The 21,489-nt window shown below is 53.1% G+C and carries 22 protein-coding genes; 16 read left to right on the top strand and 6 right to left on the bottom strand.

Annotated features, from left to right (window positions below; all coding sequences use genetic code 11):
• Positions 1-22 precede the first annotated feature (22 nt).
• From hflK to BV494_RS14600, 8 genes are all read left to right on the top strand, one after another.
• Positions 23-1,318, top strand: coding sequence for an FtsH protease activity modulator HflK (gene hflK, locus BV494_RS14635; RefSeq protein WP_104923532.1), 1,296 nt, complete (start codon positions 23-25; stop codon positions 1,316-1,318).
• A gap of 2 nt (positions 1,319-1,320) precedes the next feature.
• Positions 1,321-2,319, top strand: a complete 999-nt coding sequence (gene hflC / locus BV494_RS14630) for a protease modulator HflC (RefSeq protein ID WP_104923531.1) — start codon at positions 1,321-1,323, stop codon at positions 2,317-2,319.
• A gap of 94 nt (positions 2,320-2,413) precedes the next feature.
• A complete protein-coding gene (locus BV494_RS14625; protein ID WP_104923530.1) occupies positions 2,414-2,614 on the top strand; it encodes a DUF2065 domain-containing protein in 201 nt (66 codons plus the stop codon).
• A 144-nt stretch (positions 2,615-2,758) separates the two neighbouring features.
• Positions 2,759-4,057 (top strand): adenylosuccinate synthase, encoded by a 1,299-nt coding sequence (locus BV494_RS14620; protein ID WP_104923529.1) that lies wholly within the window; start codon positions 2,759-2,761, stop codon positions 4,055-4,057.
• Between the two features lie 227 nt (positions 4,058-4,284).
• Positions 4,285-4,710: a nitric oxide-sensing transcriptional repressor NsrR gene (gene nsrR / locus BV494_RS14615; RefSeq protein ID WP_104923528.1), complete on the top strand. Its 426-nt coding sequence runs from the start codon at positions 4,285-4,287 to the stop codon at positions 4,708-4,710.
• A 41-nt stretch (positions 4,711-4,751) separates the two neighbouring features.
• Complete coding sequence (rnr, locus tag BV494_RS14610) at positions 4,752-7,253, top strand: ribonuclease R (protein WP_104923527.1); 2,502 nt, start codon at positions 4,752-4,754, stop codon at positions 7,251-7,253.
• Between the two features lie 96 nt (positions 7,254-7,349).
• Entirely contained in the window at positions 7,350-8,093 is a 744-nt protein-coding gene (rlmB, locus tag BV494_RS14605) for a 23S rRNA (guanosine(2251)-2'-O)-methyltransferase RlmB (RefSeq protein WP_104923526.1), read from the top strand.
• A 138-nt stretch (positions 8,094-8,231) separates the two neighbouring features.
• Positions 8,232-9,863, top strand: a complete 1,632-nt coding sequence (locus BV494_RS14600) for an isovaleryl-CoA dehydrogenase (protein WP_104923525.1) — start codon at positions 8,232-8,234, stop codon at positions 9,861-9,863.
• On the opposite strand, the gene bsmA is transcribed toward BV494_RS14600, so the two are convergent.
• Positions 9,864-10,175 (bottom strand): biofilm peroxide resistance protein BsmA, encoded by a 312-nt coding sequence (bsmA, locus tag BV494_RS14595; RefSeq protein ID WP_104923524.1) that lies wholly within the window; start codon positions 10,173-10,175, stop codon positions 9,864-9,866.
• A 95-nt stretch (positions 10,176-10,270) separates the two neighbouring features.
• A complete protein-coding gene (locus tag BV494_RS14590) occupies positions 10,271-12,220 on the bottom strand; it encodes a methyl-accepting chemotaxis protein (RefSeq protein ID WP_104923523.1) in 1,950 nt (649 codons plus the stop codon).
• Positions 12,221-12,501: 281 nt separating this feature from the next.
• Between BV494_RS14590 and yjfP the strand changes: the two genes are divergently transcribed.
• The 5 genes from yjfP to rplI all read left to right on the top strand — a co-directional run bounded on the left by yjfP (position 12,502) and on the right by rplI (position 14,842).
• Positions 12,502-13,251, top strand: a complete 750-nt coding sequence (yjfP, locus tag BV494_RS14585; RefSeq protein ID WP_104923522.1) for an esterase — start codon at positions 12,502-12,504, stop codon at positions 13,249-13,251.
• Positions 13,252-13,402: 151 nt separating this feature from the next.
• Positions 13,403-13,795, top strand: coding sequence for a 30S ribosomal protein S6 (gene rpsF, locus BV494_RS14580; protein ID WP_013573776.1), 393 nt, complete (start codon positions 13,403-13,405; stop codon positions 13,793-13,795).
• Between the two features lie 5 nt (positions 13,796-13,800).
• Positions 13,801-14,118, top strand: coding sequence for a primosomal replication protein N (priB, locus tag BV494_RS14575; RefSeq protein ID WP_101078289.1), 318 nt, complete (start codon positions 13,801-13,803; stop codon positions 14,116-14,118).
• A gap of 4 nt (positions 14,119-14,122) precedes the next feature.
• Positions 14,123-14,350, top strand: a complete 228-nt coding sequence (gene rpsR / locus BV494_RS14570; protein WP_004392491.1) for a 30S ribosomal protein S18 — start codon at positions 14,123-14,125, stop codon at positions 14,348-14,350.
• Between the two features lie 39 nt (positions 14,351-14,389).
• Entirely contained in the window at positions 14,390-14,842 is a 453-nt protein-coding gene (rplI, locus tag BV494_RS14565) for a 50S ribosomal protein L9 (protein WP_101078290.1), read from the top strand.
• 108 nt (positions 14,843-14,950) lie between these two features.
• Here the strand turns inward: rplI and BV494_RS14560 are convergent, their stop codons facing one another.
• On the bottom strand, positions 14,951-15,658 hold the full coding sequence (locus tag BV494_RS14560) for an OapA family protein (RefSeq protein WP_104923521.1): 708 nt from the start codon (positions 15,656-15,658) through the stop codon (positions 14,951-14,953).
• Positions 15,659-15,913: 255 nt separating this feature from the next.
• Between BV494_RS14560 and bamJ the strand changes: the two genes are divergently transcribed.
• Positions 15,914-16,534 (top strand): BamJ family beta-barrel-assembly machinery protein, encoded by a 621-nt coding sequence (gene bamJ / locus BV494_RS14555; RefSeq protein ID WP_095923686.1) that lies wholly within the window; start codon positions 15,914-15,916, stop codon positions 16,532-16,534.
• Positions 16,535-16,623: 89 nt separating this feature from the next.
• Here bamJ and ytfE read toward each other — a convergent pair whose 3' ends face one another.
• Positions 16,624-17,289: an iron-sulfur cluster repair protein YtfE gene (gene ytfE / locus BV494_RS14550; RefSeq protein ID WP_104923520.1), complete on the bottom strand. Its 666-nt coding sequence runs from the start codon at positions 17,287-17,289 to the stop codon at positions 16,624-16,626.
• 124 nt (positions 17,290-17,413) lie between these two features.
• Positions 17,414-19,363: a bifunctional 2',3'-cyclic-nucleotide 2'-phosphodiesterase/3'-nucleotidase gene (locus tag BV494_RS14545; RefSeq protein ID WP_104923519.1), complete on the bottom strand. Its 1,950-nt coding sequence runs from the start codon at positions 19,361-19,363 to the stop codon at positions 17,414-17,416.
• Positions 19,364-19,586: 223 nt separating this feature from the next.
• Here BV494_RS14545 and cysQ point away from each other — a divergent pair, with 223 nt between their 5' ends.
• Entirely contained in the window at positions 19,587-20,333 is a 747-nt protein-coding gene (gene cysQ, locus BV494_RS14540; RefSeq protein ID WP_104923518.1) for a 3'(2'),5'-bisphosphate nucleotidase CysQ, read from the top strand.
• A 36-nt stretch (positions 20,334-20,369) separates the two neighbouring features.
• On the opposite strand, the gene BV494_RS14535 is transcribed toward cysQ, so the two are convergent.
• Entirely contained in the window at positions 20,370-20,927 is a 558-nt protein-coding gene (locus BV494_RS14535; RefSeq protein ID WP_104923517.1) for a YtfJ family protein, read from the bottom strand.
• Positions 20,928-21,238: 311 nt separating this feature from the next.
• On the opposite strand from BV494_RS14535, the gene BV494_RS14530 reads away from it, so the two are divergent.
• Positions 21,239-21,445 (top strand): DUF1107 domain-containing protein, encoded by a 207-nt coding sequence (locus BV494_RS14530; protein WP_013573785.1) that lies wholly within the window; start codon positions 21,239-21,241, stop codon positions 21,443-21,445.
• The last annotated feature ends 44 nt before the right edge of the window (positions 21,446-21,489 follow it).

Below are 21,489 nucleotides of genomic sequence, written 5' to 3'. Positions count from 1 at the left end.
CATAGAATAATGGAGCTATAACATGGCGTGGAATCAGCCCGGTAATAACGGACAGGACCGCGACCCCTGGGGCAGCAGCAATAATAATAGCGGCAACTCTGGTGGAAATTCTGGTGGTAATAATGACAACAAAGGCGGCCGCAATCAGGGGCCCCCTGACCTGGATGATATCTTCCGTAAACTTAGCAAGAAGCTGGGTGGATTCGGCGGAAAAGGTTCAGGCAACAACAATAACAACAATGGCGCGCCATCAGGTTCCGGTCACGGGATGAGTGGCACCCGGATTGCGGGCATCGCGGTTGCCGCGGTGGTTGTGATTTGGGCGGCGACGGGCTTCTATACCATTAAAGAAGCGGAGCGTGGCGTGGTCACCCGTTTTGGTAAGTTCAGCCATCTGGTTGAGCCGGGCCTGAACTGGAAACCCACCTTCGTCGATCAGGTTCGCGCAGTGAACGTCGAAGCCGTACGTGAACTGGCCGCGTCTGGTGTGATGCTGACGTCTGATGAGAACGTGGTCCGCGTTGAAATGAACGTGCAGTACCGGGTGACCAACCCTGAAGCGTACCTGTTCAGCGTCGCCAACCCTGACGACAGCCTGAGCCAGGCAACAGACAGCGCACTGCGTGGCGTTATCGGCAAATACACGATGGATAAAATCCTGACTGAAGGCCGTACCACCGTGCGTAGTGATACTCAGCGTGTACTGGAAGAAACTATTCGTCCGTACAAAATGGGTATCACCATTCAGGACGTTAACTTCCAGACTGCGCGTCCGCCGGAAGAAGTGAAAGCTTCCTTCGATAACGCGATTGCCGCCCGTGAAAGAGAGCAACAGTCTATTCGTGAAGCAGAAGCTTACGCGAACCAGATCCAGCCTCTGGCAAATGGTGAAGCACAACGTTTACTGGAAGACGCGAAAGCATACAAAGACCGTACTGTTCTGGAAGCGCAGGGTGAAGTGGCCCGGTTCTCCAAACTGTTACCTGAATATAAAGCCGCACCGGAAATTACCCGTGAGCGTCTTTATATCGAAACCATGGAAAAAGTCCTCAGTCACACCCGCAAAGTTTTGGTGAGTGACAAAGGAAATAACCTGATGGTATTGCCTCTGGATCAGATGCTGCGCGGAAATAACGCGGCAGCGAACGATACCAGCAAAAATGATGAAGCAGGTTTGTTGCCTTCTGTACCGGGTCTGACAAGCAGTAATGGCAAAAGCAGTGCCGATAACAGCAGTTCCCGTTCGTCTGGCAGTGTCATGGACCAGCGCCGTGCTAATGCACAGCGTGACGATACACTTCGCGTAGGGAGAGAATAACAATGCGTAAGTCATTTTTACTTATCGTCGTTGTGGTGCTGGTGGCGCTTTATGCTTCACTGTTTGTGGTTCAGGAAGGTCAGCGCGGTATCGTACTGCGCTTCGGCAAAGTTCTGCGCGACAGCGATAACAAGCCTCTGGTGTATGCGCCGGGTCTGCATTTCAAGGTTCCGTTCGTGGAATCCATCAAAATGCTCGACGCGCGTATTCAGACGATGGATAACCAGGCTGACCGTTTCGTGACCAGCGAGAAGAAAGACTTAATCGTCGATTCTTACCTGAAATGGCGTATCAGCGATTTCAGCCGCTACTATCTGGCCACGGGCGGCGGTGACGTCTCTCAGGCTGAGATCCTGCTGAAACGTAAATTCAGTGACCGTCTGCGTTCCGAAATTGGTCGTCTGGATGTGAAAGACATCGTGACCGATTCCCGTGGTCGTCTGACATTGGACGTACGTGATGCGCTCAATACCGGTACCGTAGGTGATGAGCCTGAAGCGACGACCGAAGCGGATGATGCCATCGCGTCTGCGGCTAAACGTGTTGAGCAGGAAACCAAAGGCAAACAGCCAGCGGTGAACCCGAACAGCATGGCAGCGTTGGGTATTGAAGTGGTTGACGTTCGTCTGAAACAAATCAACTTGCCGGAAGAAGTGTCCAGCGCGATTTACGACCGTATGCGCGCTGAGCGTAATGCGGTGGCATTGCGTCACATTTCTCAGGGTAAAGAAGAAGCGACTAAAATTCAGGCTGCGGCGGATTATGAAAGAACCCGTACTGTCGCTGAAGCTGAACGTACCGCCCGTATTACGCGTGGTGAAGGCGATGCTGAAGCCGCGAAACTGTTTGCTGATGCATTCAGCCAGGATCCTGACTTCTACGCATTCATCCGTAGCCTGCGTGCTTACGAGGCCAGCTTCAAGAGCGGTAACGACGTCATGGTGTTAAGCCCGGACAGCGATTTCTTCCGCTTCATGAAGTCACCTGAAAAAAACAAATAATTGCTGATGCAATTTCCAAAAGGCCCTTCGTGGGCCTTTTGTCATTTCTGAAACTCCTTTTGCTGCTGAAGGGGATCACTGAGACGCATTCATCATGAATTCGACAATCTTGCTGGCACTGGCCTTAGTTTTGGTTCTGGAAGGCCTAGGGCCGATGCTTTATCCTAAATCCTGGAGAAAAATGATCCTCACGCTGGCGAATCTCCCCGATCACATTTTGCGCCGTTTTGGCGGGGGTCTTGTGGTTGCGGGCTTCGTAATTTACTACATGTTGCGTGGTCGTCTGGGTGGTTGAGGTTTTATTACGTTCGGCGTGTCACGTCTTGTTGAGACCGGTAGCACGCAATTAAAACTTTTCCCGCAAACGTGTGCTAAAAGTACTGGAAAGCACAGAATGAGATGTTAGAATCCTTTTTTAAGCAACCTGGTGATTCTTGAGATGGGTAAGAACGTCGTCGTACTCGGCACACAATGGGGTGATGAAGGGAAAGGCAAGGTCGTAGACCTGCTTACTGAACGGGCTAAATATGTTGTGCGCTATCAGGGCGGTCACAACGCCGGTCACACTCTGGTTATCAACGGTGAAAAAACCGTTCTTCATTTAATTCCGTCTGGCATTCTGCGTGAGAACGTGATCAGCATCATCGGCAACGGTGTTGTTCTGGCACCTGACGCTTTAATGAAAGAAATGGGCGAACTTGAAGCTCGTGGCATCCCAGTACGCGAACGTCTGTTACTGTCTGAAGCTTGCCCGCTGATCCTGCCTTACCATGTCGCACTGGACATGGCGCGCGAAAAAGCGCGTGGCGATAAAGCTATCGGCACCACCGGTCGCGGCATCGGCCCGGCTTATGAAGATAAAGTTGCCCGTCGCGGTCTGCGCGTTGGCGATCTCTTCAACAAAGAAACTTTCGCTATCAAGCTGAAAGAAATCATCGATTATCATAACTTCCAGCTGGTCAACTACTACAAAGTAGAAGCCGTTGATTTCCAGAAAACGTTGGATGATGTCATGGCTATCGCCGACATCCTCACCGCTATGGTTGTTGACGTGTCTGAGCTGCTGGATGGCGCGCGTAAGCGTGGCGATCTGATCATGTTCGAAGGCGCACAAGGTACGCTTCTGGACATCGACCACGGGACCTATCCGTACGTAACGTCTTCTAACACCACAGCAGGCGGCGTCGCTACCGGTTCTGGTATTGGTCCACGTTATGTTGATTACGTTCTGGGCATCGTAAAAGCCTATTCCACCCGTGTGGGTGCAGGTCCGTTCCCAACTGAACTGTTCGACGAAACTGGCGAATTCCTGCGTAAGCAAGGTAACGAATTCGGTGCGACCACCGGTCGTAGCCGTCGTTGCGGCTGGCTGGACATCGTAGCGGTTCGTCGTTCTGTGCAGATCAACTCCCTGTCTGGTTTCTGTCTGACCAAACTGGACGTGCTGGACGGTCTGAAAGAAGTGAAACTGTGTATTGGCTACCGCATGCCTGATGGCCGCGAAATGACGACGACCCCGCTGGCTGCAGAAGGCTGGGAAGGTATCGAGCCAATCTACGAAATCATGCCAGGCTGGAGCGAAACCACCTTTGGCGTGAAAGAAGTCGAAAATCTGCCACAGGCAGCACTGAACTACATCAAGCGTATCGAAGAGCTGACTGAAGTTCCGATTGATATCATTTCGACTGGCCCGGATCGTAGCGAAACCATGATCCTGCGCGACCCGTTTGACGCATAACAGCCTGAGCTGATTGCGTAAAAACGTCATAACCGGGCAAATTTGCCCGGTTTATTTTTTCTGACCGTCCACGCTTGTTTACTTCCCGCGAAGCATCCACTATCTAAATGATTAGCTGCAAAGTTCGCGGCTGGTTTATCATCAAAGTGTCATAATAAACAATCATCTTCACCCTGTTGTCATTGCTGACGTGGAAAGACCGGGTAAACAACTACCCAGAGGTATGTGTGCAGTTAACGAGTTTTACTGATTATGGTTTGAGAGCGTTGATTTATATGGCATCGCTGCCAGGCGATCAGATGACCAATATTTCGCAGGTCACCGAAGTTTATGGTGTATCGCGCAATCACATGGTGAAAATCATCAATCAGTTGAGCCGTGCGGGCCTGGTCACCGCTGTCCGTGGCAAAAACGGGGGCATTAAACTGGGGAAACCCGCAGAGACAATCCGCATTGGCGATGTGGTTCGCGAACTCGAACCGCTGTCACTGGTCAATTGCGAGAGTGATTTTTGCCATATCACGCCCGCTTGCCGGCTAAAACACGTCCTGCACACTGCTGTAGAACATTTTCTTGATGAGCTGAATCAGTACACTCTGGCCGATATGGTCAAAGACAACTCAACGCTCTACAAATTATTGCTTGTTGAATGAAAGACTTTCAACAAACTGCTGATGACAACGGAGGAATCGCTATGTCACAAGATCCATTCCTGGAACGAGAAGCAGAAAAATACGAATCACCTATTCCCAGCCGCGAATTTATTCTCGAACATCTCGCCAAACGTGAAACGCCCGCCAGCCGGGAAGAGATTGGGAATGAGCTGAATCTTTCCGGAGAAGAAGCGCTGGAAGCCCTGCGCCGTCGTCTGCGCGCGATGGAGCGTGACGGACAACTGGTCTTCACCCGCCGCCAGTGCTACGCGCTGCCGGAGCGTCTGGACTTACTTAAAGGCACCGTCATTGGCCATCGCGATGGCTATGGTTTCCTGCGCCTTGAAGGCGTTAAGAAAGACGACGTTTACCTTTCTGCTGAACAAATGAAAATGTGCATCCACGGCGACGTGGTGCTCGCACAACCGGTCGGCACCGACCGTAAAGGCCGCCGTGAAGCGCGTATCGTGCGCGTTCTGGTGCCAAAAACCAGCCAGATTGTCGGTCGTTACTTTACCGATGCGGGTGCAGGTTTTGTGGTGCCAGACGACAGCCGTCTGAGCTTTGATATTCTGATCCCAGCCGATGCTATTAACGGCGCGCGCATGGGGTATATGGTGGTGGTTGAGCTGACACAGCGTCCGACCCGCCGCACCAAAGCGGTCGGTAAAATCGTTGAAGTACTGGGCGATAAAATGGGCACCAACATGGCGGTGGATATCGCGCTGCGTACTCATGAAATCCCGCACGTCTGGCCGCCACAGGTTCTGAAACAGGTCGAAGACCTGAGCGAACAGGTGCCGGAAGAAGCCAAAAAAGGCCGTGTCGATTTACGCAGCCTGCCGTTAGTCACCATCGATGGTGAAGACGCACGCGACTTCGATGACGCCGTATACTGCGAGAAAAAACGCGGTGGCGGCTGGCGCTTGTGGGTGGCTATTGCTGACGTCAGTTATTACGTCCGCCACGGCACCGCGCTGGACGATGAAGCACGCAGCCGTGCGACATCCGTTTACTTCCCGTCGCAGGTTGTCCCGATGCTGCCGGAAGTCCTGTCAAACGGCCTGTGTTCCCTGAACCCACAGGTTGATCGTCTCTGTATGGTCTGTGAGATGACAATCTCCGCGCAGGGCAAGCTGACCAGCTCTAAATTCTACGAAGCGGTGATGAGCTCCCATGCACGTCTGACGTACAACAAAGTCTGGCGCGTCATCGAAGGCGACCCCGAGCTGCGCGAGCAGTACAGCCCGCTGGTTAAGCATCTGCTTGAACTGCACACCATGTACAAAGTGCTGGATCAGGCGCGTGCAGAACGCGGTGGTATCGCCTTTGAAACAGAAGAAGCCAAATTCATCTTCAACGCTGAGCGCCGTATCGAACGTGTCGAGCCAACCGTCCGTAACGACGCGCACAAACTGATTGAAGAGTGCATGATCCTCGCGAACATCGCGGCGGCACGTTTTGTTGAAAAACATAACGAACCGGCGCTGTTCCGTGTTCATGACCGTCCAAGCGACGACCATATCTCCGCGCTGCGAAGTGTGCTGGGTGAACTGGGTCTGGTCATGGGCGGCGGTCTGAAACCTGAGCCAAAAGATTATGCTCAGATTATGGATGAACTGGCGGATCGTCCTGACCGCGAAATGCTGCAAACGATGTTGCTGCGTTCGATGAAACAGGCGATTTATGACCCGGAAAACCGCGGCCACTTTGGTCTGGCATTGCAGTCTTATGGGCACTTCACGTCTCCAATCCGTCGTTATCCGGATCTGGCATTGCACCGCGCCATCAAATATCTGCTGGCGAAAGAGCACGGCACGCTGAAAGACCGCTGGACGCCAACTGGCGGCTGGCATAGTGACTATGAAGACATGTTGCAGCTCGGCGAGCACTGTTCCATGGCTGAACGCCGTGCGGACGAAGCCACCCGTAACGTGGCGGACTGGCTGAAATGTGACTTCATGCAAGATCACGTCGGCGAGGTCTTCACCGGTATTATCGCCAGCGTGACCGGCTTCGGCTTCTTCGTGCGCCTGAACGATTTGTTCATCGACGGCCTGGTGCACGTGTCCTCGCTGGACAACGATTATTACCGTTACGACAACATCGGGCAGCGCCTGGTCGGTGAATCCTCCGGCGCGGTTTACCGCCTGGGCGATACGGTAGAAATCCGCGTTGAAGCCGTGCATATGGACGAGCGCAAAATCGATTTCGCACTGGTTTCCAGCACCCGTAAAGCACGTGGTGAAGGCAAAACAGCCCGCGATCGCGCCAAAAAAGGCGGTGAACGTTCCATGCGTTCTACCGCACCTGCCAATGCCGGGCGTCGCCGTACTGGCAAGAAAAACGTGAACTTCGAGCCGGACAGCGCCTTCCGTAAAGACGACGCAAAACCGGCGGCTAAACCGAAGAAAGAGAAAGCGGTTAGCGCAGTCGGCAAAGACGGCAAACCGAAGAAAGCTAAAAAGCCTTCTGACAAAACGGCGAAAATTGCATCGGCCACCAAAGCCAAGCGCGCGAAGAAAAAGTCAGTAGAAAGCTAAGCCAGACGGGCGATTGTTCTGTGATAGAATCGCCCGCAATACTGTTAATTCAATTGCGGACAGCATGCTGTCCGCAAGTCTATTTTAAAGAGCATCATGAGCGAAATTATCTACGGTATTCATTCCGTTAAAGCTTTACTCGACAACGATCCGCAGCGCTTTCTGGAAGTCTTTATCCTGAAAGGCCGTGACGACAAACGTCTGAAACCGCTGATCGACGAGCTGGAAGCGGGCGGCATTGTGATTCAGGTGGCGAGTCGCCAGTGGCTGGATGAGAAATCCGAAGGTGCCGTGCATCAGGGGATTATTGCCCGCGTGCGCGAAGGCCGTCAGTATCAGGAAAACGATCTGCCTGCGCTGCTGGAAAGCCTCGATTGCCCGTTCCTGCTGGTGCTGGATGGCGTAACTGACCCGCACAATCTGGGCGCGTGTTTACGTACCGCTGATGCGGCGGGTGTTCATGCGGTTATCGTTCCGCGTGACCGTTCTGCAAAACTGAACGCGACAGCCAAAAAAGTCGCCAGCGGCGCGGCAGAAAACGTACCATTGATTAACGTGACCAATCTGGCGCGTACCTTGCGCGTATTGCAGGAACATAATGTCTGGATCGTCGGCACGGCGGGCGAAGCGGATCATGACCTGTTCCAGAGCAAAATGACCGGCCCTATGGCGCTGGTGATGGGCGCAGAAGGCGAAGGTATGCGCCGTCTGACCCGCGAACATTGCGACGAACTGATCAGCATTCCGATGGCGGGCAGCGTGTCTTCCCTGAACGTATCCGTCGCGACCGGTGTTTGCTTGTTCGAAGCGGTACGCCAGCGTGGTCTGAAAAAAAGCTGATTTCAGTTTTCTGACTTCATGCCATAAAACGGGAGCCTTCGGGCTCCCGTTTGCATTTCTGCCTTTGTGATCTGCGCGCCTGTTAATTCCCCGTTTTTTACCATACTGATACCTCATCCTTTTGAAAGGGAGCAGGCGATGAACTGGGAAACACATCGGGTTTTCAATCAACCCAAGCCGCTGAGTAACAGCAATTTATTCCTCTCCGATACGCCGCTGCGTGAAGCCGTTTCACGTCAGCAGGCGGGTTGGGACAATGACGTGCTGGCTTCTTTAGGGCAACAGCTGGGCTCCGCCGAATCGCTGGAGCTCGGACGGTTGGCGAATGCGAATCCGCCCGATCTTCTGCGCTATGACACCACCGGCGAACGGCTTGACGATGTCCGCTTTCACCCGGCCTGGCATTTGCTTATGCAGGGGCTGATTGCTAACCGCGTGCATAATTTGCCGTGGCAGGAGGATGCGCGTATCGGCTCCTCCGTGGCGCGGGCGGCGCGTTTCATCCTGCATGCGCAGGTCGAGGCTGGAACGCTTTGCCCGGTGACGATGACTTTCGGCTCGATTCCCCTTTTACAACAATACCTGCCTGCGGAATTTCGCAGCTGGCTCAAACCGCTGTTATCTGACCGCTATGATCCACATTTGCAGCCCGGCGATCAGAAGAAAGGTGTGCTGATCGGCATGGGCATGACCGAGAAACAGGGCGGTTCTGATGTGCTCAGCAACACCACGCGGGCGGTTGCGCTGGAAGGCCGTGGCAGTGGAAAACCGTACCATCTGACCGGCCACAAGTGGTTTTTCTCGGTGCCGCAAAGCGATGCACATCTGGTGCTGGCGCAGGCCGACGGCGGGCTTTCCTGCTTCTTTTTACCAAGAGTTCTGCCGGACGGTTCACGCAATGCCATCCGCATTGAACGCCTGAAAGACAAACTTGGTAACCGCTCGAATGCCAGCAGCGAAGTGGAGTTTCAGGATGCGACGGGATGGCTGTTGGGCGAAGAGGGCGAAGGTATACGCCATATCCTGAAGATGGGCGGACATACGCGTTCTGACTGTGCGCTGGGCAGCCACGCCATGATGCGCCGGGCTTTATCCGTGGCGTTGTATCACGCCTTCCAGCGGCAGGTTTTCGGTAAGCCGCTGATTGAACAACCGCTGATGCGCCAGACCCTGAGCCGGATGGCCATGCATCTGGAAGGGCAAACGATGCTGCTGATGCGTCTGGGCGCTGCGACCGGTGCCCGCGATAATCCGGCTGAACAGATTTTGTGCCGCCTGCTGACGCCCGCCGCCAAGTTTGAAGTCTGTCGTCAGGGCATGCCTTTTGTGGCGGAAGCGATGGAAGTATTAGGCGGGATCGGGTACTGCGAAGACAGCGAACTGCCGCGTTTGTATCGCGAAATGCCGGTGAACAGCATCTGGGAAGGTTCCGGGAACGTGATGTGCCTCGACGTGCTGAGAACCCTCAAAAAGCTGCCCGCCAGCGGAGAAATGCTGCAACATCTGCTGCATCAGGTGCGCGGGCAAAACCGGATTTTTGACCGTGCTTCACGCCAGTTCCTGCAACGGCTGCGTTCACCGCAAGAAGCGCAGGGGCGCTGGCTAACCGGGCAATTGTTTAACCTGCTGGCGGCCACGCAGATGCTGGAATTCGCTTCGCCGCCCATGGCCGACGCGTGGTGCCGGATGGTGTTGGATCCGCGCGGGGAAACACTGCTGCCTGAGCGTCTGTGTCAGTTACTGATCAACCGTGCGATCGGCGCTGAATGATTAGCGGTAAAGCGTCGCCTGAGAGTACCAGCGGCCGGGCACAATGGTTTCGCTGTTAAACATGATGACGTAATAATGCGCACCCGCCGCATTGGCTTTGCGCCGGATTTCCGCTTCGACGTCCATCGGGCTGCCAATGGCTTCGGCGGTAATGCTGCCGATTTTGGTCAGCGTTGATGTCTGGGCGCGGGTAATTTCCTGCGCTTTTGCCGTCGGCGCGGGCGGTGGAACGGGTGTTGTCTGCATCATGTTGCTGCAACCGCTGAGAACAGCCAGTAACATCAGTGCGGCGGAGATTCGGAGGGATTTCATCGTGATATCCGGTAAAAGGGCGATAGTCTGAGTGTAGCCCTTTCACCGGTGTGCTGGCGAGTCTGCGCGGTGTTTATTACCGCGCGACGCACGTCTTATCTTTCGGAAATTTTAAACACGCTCACCAGTTGAGAAAGGTGACGGCCTTGTTCGCTGAGCGCCGCCGCGGTTTGCCGTGAATTTTCCACCAGCGTGGCGTTTTCCTGTGTCGCTTTACCAATCTGCATGATGGCTATATTAACCTGCGAAATCCCCGAAGACTGCTCGTGCGAAGCCACATCGATGTCGCTCATCAGCACTTTCACCTGACGGATGCCGGTAAGAATATCGCTCATATTCGCCTGCGTTTTGGCCGCGCTCTGATGGCCGTCTTCGACTTTACTCAGGGAATCGGCGACCAGGTTTTCAATCTCTTTCACCGCATTCGAACTGCGTTGTGCCAGCGCCCGGACTTCGGCAGCGACCACCGCAAATCCGCGCCCGTGTTCACCGGCTCTGGCGGCTTCCACGGCGGCGTTCAGCGCCAGAATGTTGGTCTGGAAGGCGATGCCTTCGATGACCGTGGTGATATCCGCGATGCGCGTTGAGGCATGCTTGATAGCTTCCATGCTTTCGACGGATTGATTTACCGCATCCGCGCCGACCGTGGCGGCTTTATCGGTTTGCTGCACCAGCCGCGTTGCCTGCGTGGCGTTGTCCGCGGTGTTCTGTACGGTGGCGGTGATTTGCTCCATGCTGGCCGAGGTTTCTTCCAGACTGCTCGCCTGCGTGCCAATCTGCCGGTTTATTTGATCGCTGTCGTGCGCCAGTCCGTGGGTATTTGCCATGATTTCGGAAGACACCTGACGCACTTCGCCGACAATTTTTTCCAGACCGTGACCGATCCCGTCGATGGCGTGCATCAGGGAACCTATCTCATCGACGCGCTGCGTCTGCGCGCGGGCCCGCAAATCACCGCTGGCATATTGCTGGGCAATCAGCACAACGTCGCTGAGCGGGCGGCTGACCAGTTTTCGCGTCAGCCCCATAAAGAGCGCCGCGAACAACGCCAGCGCCAGCAGGCTGATCATCAGGAAGCGATTCCGCGTGCTGTTGACCTGTTCCATCAGGCTGTCTTTGTCGGTACTGCCCACAACCACCCAATGCCACGCGGGGACATTCGCATAGACAATAAATTGCTGATGCTGGCTGGCCGGATCGGTGTACTCGCGTTCGCCATGCGGTTGCGACATCACCTGCTGCAACTCACCGTCCGGCCACGCCGGAGTTTTGCCTTCATCCGTGGAATGCACCAGATACTTGCCGAGATCATTCCCCGGCGCGCTGTTGAGCACAAAGAAATAACCTTTCTCCCCGATGCGCTTGGATAAAATTTTGGAGCGCATATCCGCGTATTCCTGCGTGATATCCACACCGACAAACAGAATGCCAATCACGCTACCTTGTGCGTCGCGTACCGGCTGATATTTGGTGATGTATTTCTTGCCAAATAACGTCGCGAGGCCGCTAAAGGATTGTCCGGCCATAATTTTTGCATACGCCGGGCTGGTGTTGTCGAGCAACGTCCCGATAGCACGGGTGCCATCCTGCTTTTTCAGCGAAGTCGTCACGCGGATAAAGTCGTCGCCACGGCGGGCAAAAACAGTAGAAATCGCCCCGGTGCGCGCCAGAAAATCATCGGGGATCCGCGTATCCAGATTCAGGGGATTCCCGCCGGCTTTAATCACCGGCGCAGACTCACTGCCGACCCTCACCGGGCTGGCGGTATCGAGTTCGAAATTCTCTGGCAGGAAATGGCTGAATAAACGCGTGTAGCTGTCAACTTCGGCATTCAGGCTGGCGTTATACATCTCAATCATGTCAACGACGCCGGTCACCTGTTCTGAAATGGCGTTAACGGCCAGCGCATTAACCTGTCGCCCGGCAGAATGCGTCAGAGACAAAGTGAAAATAATAAACAGGGTGCCGACCAGCAGTGAAGCAATACTGGCCAGTTTTGCGCCTATGCTCCAGCGGCGAAATACACGTTTTGATGCCGTATTCATGGGGTTTTTCCGTTTGCTTATGTAAGCGCACTAACGGCGGCAAACAGGAAAGGATTAATGATCAAATGTAACCAGTTATTTCATTAAAAATTGATCTGAATCAATGAAGTTATTCAAAAAATGTGAATTTGAATTAGGTGGAAATGACTGATTTTAGTTTCACTTCAGTAAATGGTTATAAATCATGCGAAAAAGGTTGTGGTCGCTCAGTGGCAGGCCGGTAAAATGAAAAACAGACTGAAGCTAAACTCGTTTGCCAGAAGGCGTAAAGGGAGTATCAGATGGTTGAGATGTACGAAGAAAATATTGAAGGGATCCAGGTGATTCATGCTGTTCCTGCTGGACAATATCAGCAGCAACTCCCGACGATATTTTTCTATCACGGCTTTACGTCGTCGAAAGAAATTTACTCCTATTTTGGCTACACGCTGGCGAAGGCCGGATTTCGCGTTATCTTGCCTGATGCCCGGCTTCATGGTGCGCGCGCAGATGGCGATGAAGCCCGGTTGCTGGCGAATTTCTGGGGCATTTTGCAGGGCAACGTCGACGAGTTACCGGTGCTGAAAGATCACTTTGTCGGCAAAGGTCTGGCTGACCCGGAAAGACTCGGCGTCGGTGGTGTGTCGATGGGTGGAATGACGACGATGGCCGCGCTGGTAAAATTTCCGTGGGTGAAAGTGGCGGCGAATCTGATGGGCTCCGGCTATTTTTCACCGTTATCGCACCATCTTTTTGCGGCTTACGACACGCAAGACTCCGCGCAACGCGACGCGTTTGAACGTGAATTTGCACCGTTATTGAGCCTGGATGTCAGCGGGAAAGCGGCTTTAATTGCCGGAAAACCTTTGTTTGTCTGGCATGGCGAACAGGATGATGTCGTCCCGTTCGGCGAAAGTCAGCGCCTGCGGCAGGAGCTCGCGGATAATGACGCAGACGCGAACCTGACGTTCATTTCTGAAGCCGATGCGAAGCATAAAGTGTCGGTTAACGCGCTGGCGGAAAGCACGGCATTCTTCGCCGCAAAGTTGTAGAGAAATTAATCTACCTTTCTCCTTGAGTTTCCCACAGGCTGTACATATAATTGCGCGTCATTTTTTCGACCGCACAACAAACACGTTCCTTGCTTCCATGGGCCGCGGTTGACCCTGACAGGAGGCTGAATAATCCGTAAGGAGCAATTCTATGCGTCATTACGAAATCGTATTTATGGTTCACCCTGACCAAAGCGAACAGGTTCCGGGCATGATCGAGCGTTACAGTGCAGTAATCACTAACGCTGCTGGTCAGATTCACCGTCTGGAAGACTGGGGCCGCCGTCAACTGGCTTACCCGATCAACAAACTGCACAAAGCCCACTACGTTCTGCTGAACGTTGAAGCTCCGCAGGAAGCGATCGATGAGCTGGAAACTAACTTCCGCTTCAACGACGCCGTTATCCGTAGCATGGTTATGCGTACTAAACACGCGGTAACTGAAGCATCTCCAATGGTTAAAGCAAAAGACGAACGTCGTGATCGTCGTGAAGACTTTGCTGAAGCTAATGATGATGCTGAAGCTGGGGATTCTGAAGAGTAATTGCCGTGACGGCGAATCGTCTGGTGTTGTCAGGCACTGTGTGCAAGACCCCCATTCGTAAAGTCAGTCCTTCGGGTATTCCTCACTGCCAGTTTGTGCTTGAGCACCGCTCGCAGCAGCAGGAAGCCGGATTTAGCCGACAAGCATGGTGCAGAATGCCCATCGTTGTCAGCGGACAAGCGTCACAAGCATTAACTCACAGTATAACGGTCGGCACGCAACTCACTGTTACCGGATTCATTAGTTGCCATCAAGGGCGCAATGGACTGAATAAAGTGGTGTTACATGCCGAGCAGATTGATTTGATAGATTCTGGAGACTAGCCTAATGGCACGTTATTTCCGTCGTCGCAAGTTCTGCCGTTTCACCGCGGAAGGCGTTGTAGAGATTGATTATAAAGATATCGCTACGCTGAAAAACTACGTTACCGAAAGTGGTAAAATTGTCCCGAGCCGTATTACCGGTACTCGTGCAAAATACCAGCGTCAGCTCGCTCGTTGTATCAAGCGCGCACGCTATCTTTCTCTGTTGCCATACACTGATCGTCATCAGTAATCGGCAACTGTCAATTAACGACTCTGAGAGGATTAGGTAATGCAAGTTATTCTGCTTGATAAAGTAGCAAACCTGGGCAGCCTGGGTGATCAAGTTAACGTTAAAGCGGGCTACGCTCGTAACTTCCTGGTACCACAGGGCAAAGCTGTTCCTGCTACCAAGAAAAACGTTGAATTTTTCGAAGCACGCCGTGCAGAGCTGGAAGCTAAATTAGCTGACGTTCTGTCTGCTGCTGAAGCTCGCGCAACTAAAATCAACGAACTGGGTTCAGTAACCATCGCGTCTAAATCAGGCGACGAAGGCAAACTGTTCGGCTCTATCGGTACTCGCGATATCGCTGATGCAGTAACTGCTGCTGGTGTTGAAGTTGCTAAAAGCGAAGTTCGTTTGCCGAATGGCGTCCTGCGTACTACTGGTGACCACGAAGTGGAATTCCAGGTACACAGCGATGTGTTCGCTAAACTGAACGTGATCGTGGTTGCTGAAGCGTAATAACGCGGATGTAAACCAGTGAAACGCCGGCCTTGTGCCGGCGTTTTGCTTTTCTGCGTCCGGGAATTTTCATCCAGGGAGAAATAAGAAGGCGCAGTTTTTTGACGATCAGTTTCCGCGCTGGAAACTGCCATCCGGCTGACGTGTAAACGTCACCGTCACATTTTGCTCCGTCGTCACCTGTAACGCCGTGACCACACCCTGCGCATCACGCTGAATCTTCACCTGCTGGCCCGTTTTGAGCGTGCTCAGCGGCTTATCAGCGCCCTCAACGCGCGCCATCGCAAACACATCATTCACGGCCATATTATTGTCGCGGAACAGCTGAGCCAGCGTCTGACCGGACTGAACCTGATAATTGCGCCAGGTACCTGCGCTGTCGTTCACCTGCGGCTGTACCGGATCCGGTTCCGCCATCTGCGTGGTACGGCCCTGATCGTTACGCAAATCAGCCTGCATTGGAATGCTGGTCGGTTGTTGCGGTTGTGAAGGCGCGTAAGTATTTTCCGGCGTGTAAGGCCAAAGTAGTGCCAGAAGGATCACCAGCACACTGATAATGATGCCACGACGATGCGTGTATGGCAGAGGCGACATCCAGTGGAAATCGTCGCTCATATGCCAGATTTTGCTCAGCAGCGTTTTGCTTTTCGTCACAGCAGAAGAAGCTCGACCGGTTTGCCCGGCGTTTTCTTCCTCTTCGTTTTCAGTTTGCGCTGTCGTGTCTTGCATCGGCCTTTTCATAATGGCAATCCAGGATCTCAACATGGGTTGATAAATACGGACGGCTTTCCTTCTCCTGGGCGGGATTCTGCCCATGACAACCTCTCTTTTTCACTGTCACAATTTCGACTGCCTGTTGCTGCCTAGTATAGCCGTTTAACTGCTTGATGCGGAAAGGGGCAAAGCATAAATATCACCCAAACGATGTGTTAAATAGCGGCAAATACGAAAAATTTATCGAAAAGTGGAAGGAACTGCGTCAGGCGTCAAGTTGCCTCACAGAGAATTTTACCCAAAAGCCTTGCGCTGCTATGCTGCGCGTTCGACATTTTTAAGAGCTAAGGAAAATTCATGACTACCCCTTCATTTGACAGCGTAGAAGCGCAGGCAAGTTACGGTATCGGCCTGCAGGTCGGTCAACAGTTGCAGGAATCAGGTTTGCAGGGCTTAGAGCCTGACGCACTGCTGGCAGGCTTACGTGACGCGCTGGAAGGGAATACGCCAGCCGTTCCTGTTGATGTGGTTCACCGCGCACTGCGTGAAGTCCACGAACGTGCTGATGCTGTTCGTCGTGAACGTCAGGAAGCTCTGGCCGTTCAGGGTCAGGAGTTCCTGGCTGCAAATGCACAGCGCGAAGGCGTAAGCAGCACCGAATCCGGTCTGCAATTCTCTGTGATTACTCAGGGCGAAGGCACGATCCCGGGCCGTCAGGACCGCGTGCGTGTTCACTACACCGGTAAACTGATTGACGGTACGGTATTCGACAGCTCCGTGCAGCGTGGCGAGCCGGCTGAATTCCCGGTTAACGGCGTGATTGCTGGCTGGATTGAAGCACTGACTCTGATGCCAGTCGGGTCTAAATGGGAGCTGTATATCCCTCATAACCTGGCTTACGGCGAACGTGGCGCGGGTGCTTCCATCCCTCCTTACAGCGCGCTGGTCTTCGAAGTTGAGCTGTTAGAAATTCTGTAATTCCTCGCGGAAACCAGAAACGAAAGGGCGCATTTGCGCCCTTTTTTTATCTTTTCATTCTACGAATCAGCTGTTTACTGAAAGCGGAATTACTCGCCGCGTAATGCCCGCGGGAACAGCAGGTTATTTTCCAGATGGATATGTTCCATCAGGTCGGTGATGAATTCGTTAATGCCGGCATACAGCGCACGCCAGGTCACACAGGCACCTTCCGGCGGCGTCACGTTATGGGTCAGTCGTTTGATTTCTTCCAAGATATCGCCCGCATCATCATGCTCACGTTCCATCACTGAAATCGGCCCGGCGGCCTGACGGCCCATTCCGCCTCGGATCATCGGAAACAGAATCTGTTCTTCTTTCATCATATGCTGCGTCAGTTCGTCGAGGATCCGTTGTAACTGAACCGCCAGACCGTGCGGGCAGGGCAGTTTGTCACCGTGAACGCGTTCGACTTTATCTGCCATTAGCACCAACTCAGGCAGATCCTGACGGTGACGATCGTGATAACGCGGAATAATGAAGTCGATGATCTCCGCCAGAGGTGCGGTTTTCCAGTCAGTGGAAGTGTCCGGCTGCTGTGCAATTTCAGCAAGTTGCTGCTCAATTGCGTCGATATCCAGCTCTTTTTTGGTCACGGCGCGCAGAAGCGTTTGTTTGCCACCGCAGCAGAAATCCAGATCGTACTGACGAAAAAGACGGGTTGCGCGCGGAATGGCAACGGCCAGAGCGCCAAGAGGTTGGTCGCGATAGTCCATGATGAAGCCTCGTTAAATGAAGTAATCTATAACATACATTATAAATACATGTTATAGGTAAGGCTATAGCTCAAAGGAAGTACAGAAAGAAAAAACGCTCCCGAAAGAGCGTTTGAGGGACCGGTTATTTTTGCAAATCGACCTGATAAACCTCGAAGCCGATATCGTCCGACCCTTTGGCGGTGACAGGATATTGTGCGTGAGATTTTATGAAGGCCGCGGCTTTGTCGCCCGGCGACGTCTCGAAGCGGATATCCAGCGGTTGCGGCGCTTTAATCGTTGCCAGCTTCCAGTTGTTGTCCGCCGTTGGCGTAACCGCACCGTGCTTTTTGGTTTCTGCGCTGATGTACGCGGCCACCACAGAACGGTTTTCATCCGGCGACGCGAAGGCAATATGCGTATCGCCGGTGCCCGCAAATTTTCCGCCATACGCACGGTAGTTGTTTGTGGCGACCAGGAAAGTCGCTTTCAGATTGATAGGTTTACCGTTAAACGTCAGGTTTTTAATGCGCTCAGCGTCTTTGTTGATGAGCGTACATTCGCCGTCATATTTCGCCGGCTGGCTGACATCAATCTGATAATTCACGCCATCGATCACATCGAAGTTATAGGTACGGAATCCGTCCCAGTTAATCAGCGACTGCGGTTTGGTGCTGTTCACGTCAATCTGATTAAACTGCCCGGCGGAGCATTCCAGCCAGTCTTTTACTTCCTGTCCGGTGACTTTCATCACCACCAGCGTATTCGGGTAAAGATACAAATCTGCGGCGTTGCGGAACGTCAGTTCGCCTTTTTCCACCTCGACATAGCTGGCCGGATCGTTTTTACGCCCACCCACTTTGAACGGTGCCGCAGCGGATAATACCGGCAGATTCGCTAAATCCGGATCGCCCTGAATGAAGTGTTCGGTGTAGGCTTTCTGCGCATTGTTGACGATTTGCACCGTCGGATCGTCCTGCACCAGCGCCAGATAGCTAACCATATTATCGTTAGATTTGCCGATGGGCTTGCTGACAAATTCGCGGGTGGCGTCGTGAGAAGGCGCGAGAACTTTCACCAGATCCTGATCTTCAGCGGCCAGCGATTTCTTCTGCGCTTTATCATAAATCGGGCGTGCTTCGGCTTTCGCGGTTTCCACCTTCCAGCCGTCGCCGTCGTTATTTAAGACCATATCGACTACGCCCAGATGGTCGCCCCACATGCCCGGCATCACCGCAGGAATGCCATTCAGCGTCCCCTGTTTGATGTCCGCGCCTTTAATATTGGCAAATTCTTCGCTCGGGAATACGGCGTGCGCGTGGCCGAACATAATGGCGTCGATGCCTTTCACCTGGCTCAGGTAATACACCGAGTTTTCGGCCAGGGTTTTGTACGGATCGCCGGACAGACCGGAGTGGGGGATAGCGACAATAATGTCCGCGCCCTGTTTACGCATCTCCGGGATCCATTTTTTGGCGGTCTCGGTGATGTCTGCAACGGTGACTTTGCCCTGCAAATTCGCTTTGTCCCAGACCATGATTTGTGGTGGAACAAAACCGATGTAGCCGATACGCAGATTATGCGTTTTGCCGTCGCGATCTTTCACCGCGTTGTCGGTAATGAGGAACGGTGTGAACAGCGGCTTACCGGTTTTATCGTCGATGACGTTGGCATTTACGTAAGGGAATTTCGCCCCGGCCAGCGCTTTTTTCAGGTAATCCAGGCCGTAGTTAAACTCGTGATTCCCCAGATTTCCGACCGCGTAATCCAGCGTGTTCATGGCCAGATAAACGGGATGAACATCGCCCTGTTTCAGGCCTTTTGCCGCCATGTAATCGCCCAGCGGGCTGCCCTGAATGATGTCGCCGTTATCGACTAACACGGAGTTGGTCACTTCTTTTCGCGCGGCGTGGATCAGGCTGGCGGTGCGCACCAGACCAAATTTGTCCGTTGGTTTATCTTTGTAGTAATCGAAGTCCATCATGTTGCTGTGCAGATCCGTGGTTTCCATGATGCGCAGATCCACCTGTGCCGCGCCCGCTGATGTCGCGACGAGCATAGCTAACAGGGATAACGTCAGATGACGCTTATTCATTGCCTTGCCTCCAGAGAACGGGCGACGCCCGGAAAAGAAAAACCGGATATGTATCTCAAAATTTGCTGAGAATGTAATCAGTTGTCATAAATAAATGTGAGTTGTAACAACTTTATGGCGTATTTACACCGCCAATACGTTGACCTGATAACATTACGGGATGGCTATTCGCGGTAAAAAAAACTAGGCTTGAGAAATGAGAATCAAAGCCTTGAGGTGAAAGATGTTAGAGCAAATTTGTCAGTTAGCGCGTGAGGCGGGCGATGCCATTATGGCTGTCTATGACGGCGAACAGCCGCTTGATGCGCGCCATAAAAAGGACGATTCGCCGGTCACCGCAGCCGATATTGCGGCGCATAACGTGATTAAAGCCGGTTTGCAAAAGCTGGATCCGCAGACGCCGATGTTGTCGGAAGAAGATCCGCAAAACTGGAGTGAGCGTCAGACATGGACGCGTTACTGGCTGGTTGATCCGCTGGACGGCACTAAAGAATTCCTGAAACGTAATGGCGAATTCACCGTGAATATCGCGCTGATCGAAGACGGTGTGCCGGTGTTGGGCGTGGTGTATGTGCCGGTGACCCAGGTGATGTACAGCGCGGCAGAAGGCAAGGCGTGGAAGGAAGAGCAGGGCAAGCGTCAGCAGATTCAGGTGCTCGAAGCGCATCCGCCGCTGGTCGTCGTCAGCCGGTCTCATTTCAGTAATGATCCGGAATTGCAGGATTACCTGGCGCAACTGGGCGAGCATCAGACCGTCGCCATCGGCTCATCGCTTAAATTCTGTTTGGTGGCGGAAGGTTCTGCGCAACTTTATCCGCGCTTCGGACCGACCAATATCTGGGATACCGGCGCGGGTCACGCCGTGGCGCTGGCTGCCGGTGCGCAGGTGCATGACTGGAAAGGGCAGACGCTGACGTATACGCCGCGTGAATCTTTCCTGAATCCGGGCTTCCGCGTTTCTCTGTTCTGATACTGAAACCCCGGTTTCACGCCGGGGTTTTCCTTCTTATTCTTTCACCAGCTGATCCACCAGCGTAATCACCTGCTGCACTTCCTGCGGTGTCAGTGGCCCGTCTTTGGCAAATTTAATCACGCCATTTTTATCCAGCACGACGACCGCCGAACTTTCCGGTTGCAGTTCCCACGCTTTTTTCACCGTTCCGTTGCTGTCGACAATGACCTGTGACCACGGGAATTCACGTTTGCCACTTTCAATGCTTTTACGCACGAACATGCCAGTGCCGATGATGGCGTCATCTGTGTTAACAATCGTGGTGGTCTGGTAGCGGTCGTGCGGCAAGTTTGCGGCACGGATGGCGGTGATCAGCGGTTCATTGAGCGCTTTGGCGCTACTTCGGCCCGCCATGTGCTGCACGATGCGGACTTTGCCCGGCAATTTCGCACTGTTCCACTTGCTGTAGCTGAACTGGTCATTGACGTCGTTGAGCTCGCCTTTGTCGTCTACGCCAACGGGAGCCACGCGTTGCCCGACCGTGAAATTATGGGCGGACGCAAAAAGTGAAAATGTCATAAAAGTGATCACAAAAAGACTTCTTAAAAGCATAGATTCTCCGGGGCACAAAAGAACAGTCCACTCCATCATAGGATCGCCCAAGTGGTCTGTCCTGTTGGGTTGTTAAAATTGTGTTGCAGGTTACAAAATTGCCACATAAAGCAGGGTTATACTGCTATTTAACGTCAAGGCTTAAGACAATACTGAAAAGCAATGTAAAAGCAGTTAAATATACTGGCAATACCTGACTGCCCTGCTATGTTATAGGTCTCTTCACTGCAAACGACCTTTTTCTGCCCCAGTATCTGTCGCCTTGCGACGTGGCTGGTGCATGCAGTGATTTAACGGAGAAAAGTAGAAAAATGAGAATCTTCCAGCGTTACAATCCGATGAAAGTCGCAAAGTACGTCAAGACACTGTTTCGTGGGCGTTTGTATATTAAAGACGTCGGCGCGTTCGAGTTTGACCAAGGCAAAATCCTGTTGCCAAAGGTCCGGGATAAGCGCCATTTTAGCGTGATGTCTGAAGTTAACCGCCAGGTGACGCACCTGCAGGCGGAAATGGGCTGACAGCCCGGCGCGTCGTCGCTGCCGCCTTTTACGAGCAGCTTGCG

Source organism: Rahnella sikkimica (assembly GCF_002951615.1).
Classification (GTDB): domain Bacteria; phylum Pseudomonadota; class Gammaproteobacteria; order Enterobacterales; family Enterobacteriaceae; genus Rahnella; species Rahnella sikkimica.
This window is presented reverse-complemented; position numbering and strand designations above follow the sequence as displayed.

What these genes read in the sequence shown, in the direction of transcription:
- hflK (WP_104923532.1), top strand. Translation starts at nt 23, where the DNA reads ATGGCGTGGAATCAGCCCGGTAATAACGGACAGGACCGCGACCCCTGG.
- hflC (WP_104923531.1), top strand. Translation starts at nt 1,321, where the DNA reads ATGCGTAAGTCATTTTTACTTATCGTCGTTGTGGTGCTGGTGGCGCTT.
- BV494_RS14625 (WP_104923530.1), top strand. Translation starts at nt 2,414, where the DNA reads ATGAATTCGACAATCTTGCTGGCACTGGCCTTAGTTTTGGTTCTGGAA.
- BV494_RS14620 (WP_104923529.1), top strand. Translation starts at nt 2,759, where the DNA reads ATGGGTAAGAACGTCGTCGTACTCGGCACACAATGGGGTGATGAAGGG.
- rnr (WP_104923527.1), top strand. Translation starts at nt 4,752, where the DNA reads ATGTCACAAGATCCATTCCTGGAACGAGAAGCAGAAAAATACGAATCA.
- rlmB (WP_104923526.1), top strand. Translation starts at nt 7,350, where the DNA reads ATGAGCGAAATTATCTACGGTATTCATTCCGTTAAAGCTTTACTCGAC.
- BV494_RS14600 (WP_104923525.1), top strand. Translation starts at nt 8,232, where the DNA reads ATGAACTGGGAAACACATCGGGTTTTCAATCAACCCAAGCCGCTGAGT.
- bsmA (WP_104923524.1), bottom strand. Translation starts at nt 10,175, where the DNA reads ATGAAATCCCTCCGAATCTCCGCCGCACTGATGTTACTGGCTGTTCTC.
- BV494_RS14590 (WP_104923523.1), bottom strand. Translation starts at nt 12,220, where the DNA reads ATGAATACGGCATCAAAACGTGTATTTCGCCGCTGGAGCATAGGCGCA.
- yjfP (WP_104923522.1), top strand. Translation starts at nt 12,502, where the DNA reads ATGGTTGAGATGTACGAAGAAAATATTGAAGGGATCCAGGTGATTCAT.
- rpsF (WP_013573776.1), top strand. Translation starts at nt 13,403, where the DNA reads ATGCGTCATTACGAAATCGTATTTATGGTTCACCCTGACCAAAGCGAA.
- rpsR (WP_004392491.1), top strand. Translation starts at nt 14,123, where the DNA reads ATGGCACGTTATTTCCGTCGTCGCAAGTTCTGCCGTTTCACCGCGGAA.
- rplI (WP_101078290.1), top strand. Translation starts at nt 14,390, where the DNA reads ATGCAAGTTATTCTGCTTGATAAAGTAGCAAACCTGGGCAGCCTGGGT.
- BV494_RS14560 (WP_104923521.1), bottom strand. Translation starts at nt 15,658, where the DNA reads ATGGGCAGAATCCCGCCCAGGAGAAGGAAAGCCGTCCGTATTTATCAA.
- bamJ (WP_095923686.1), top strand. Translation starts at nt 15,914, where the DNA reads ATGACTACCCCTTCATTTGACAGCGTAGAAGCGCAGGCAAGTTACGGT.
- ytfE (WP_104923520.1), bottom strand. Translation starts at nt 17,289, where the DNA reads ATGGACTATCGCGACCAACCTCTTGGCGCTCTGGCCGTTGCCATTCCG.
- BV494_RS14545 (WP_104923519.1), bottom strand. Translation starts at nt 19,363, where the DNA reads ATGAATAAGCGTCATCTGACGTTATCCCTGTTAGCTATGCTCGTCGCG.
- cysQ (WP_104923518.1), top strand. Translation starts at nt 19,587, where the DNA reads ATGTTAGAGCAAATTTGTCAGTTAGCGCGTGAGGCGGGCGATGCCATT.
- BV494_RS14535 (WP_104923517.1), bottom strand. Translation starts at nt 20,927, where the DNA reads ATGCTTTTAAGAAGTCTTTTTGTGATCACTTTTATGACATTTTCACTT.
- BV494_RS14530 (WP_013573785.1), top strand. Translation starts at nt 21,239, where the DNA reads ATGAGAATCTTCCAGCGTTACAATCCGATGAAAGTCGCAAAGTACGTC.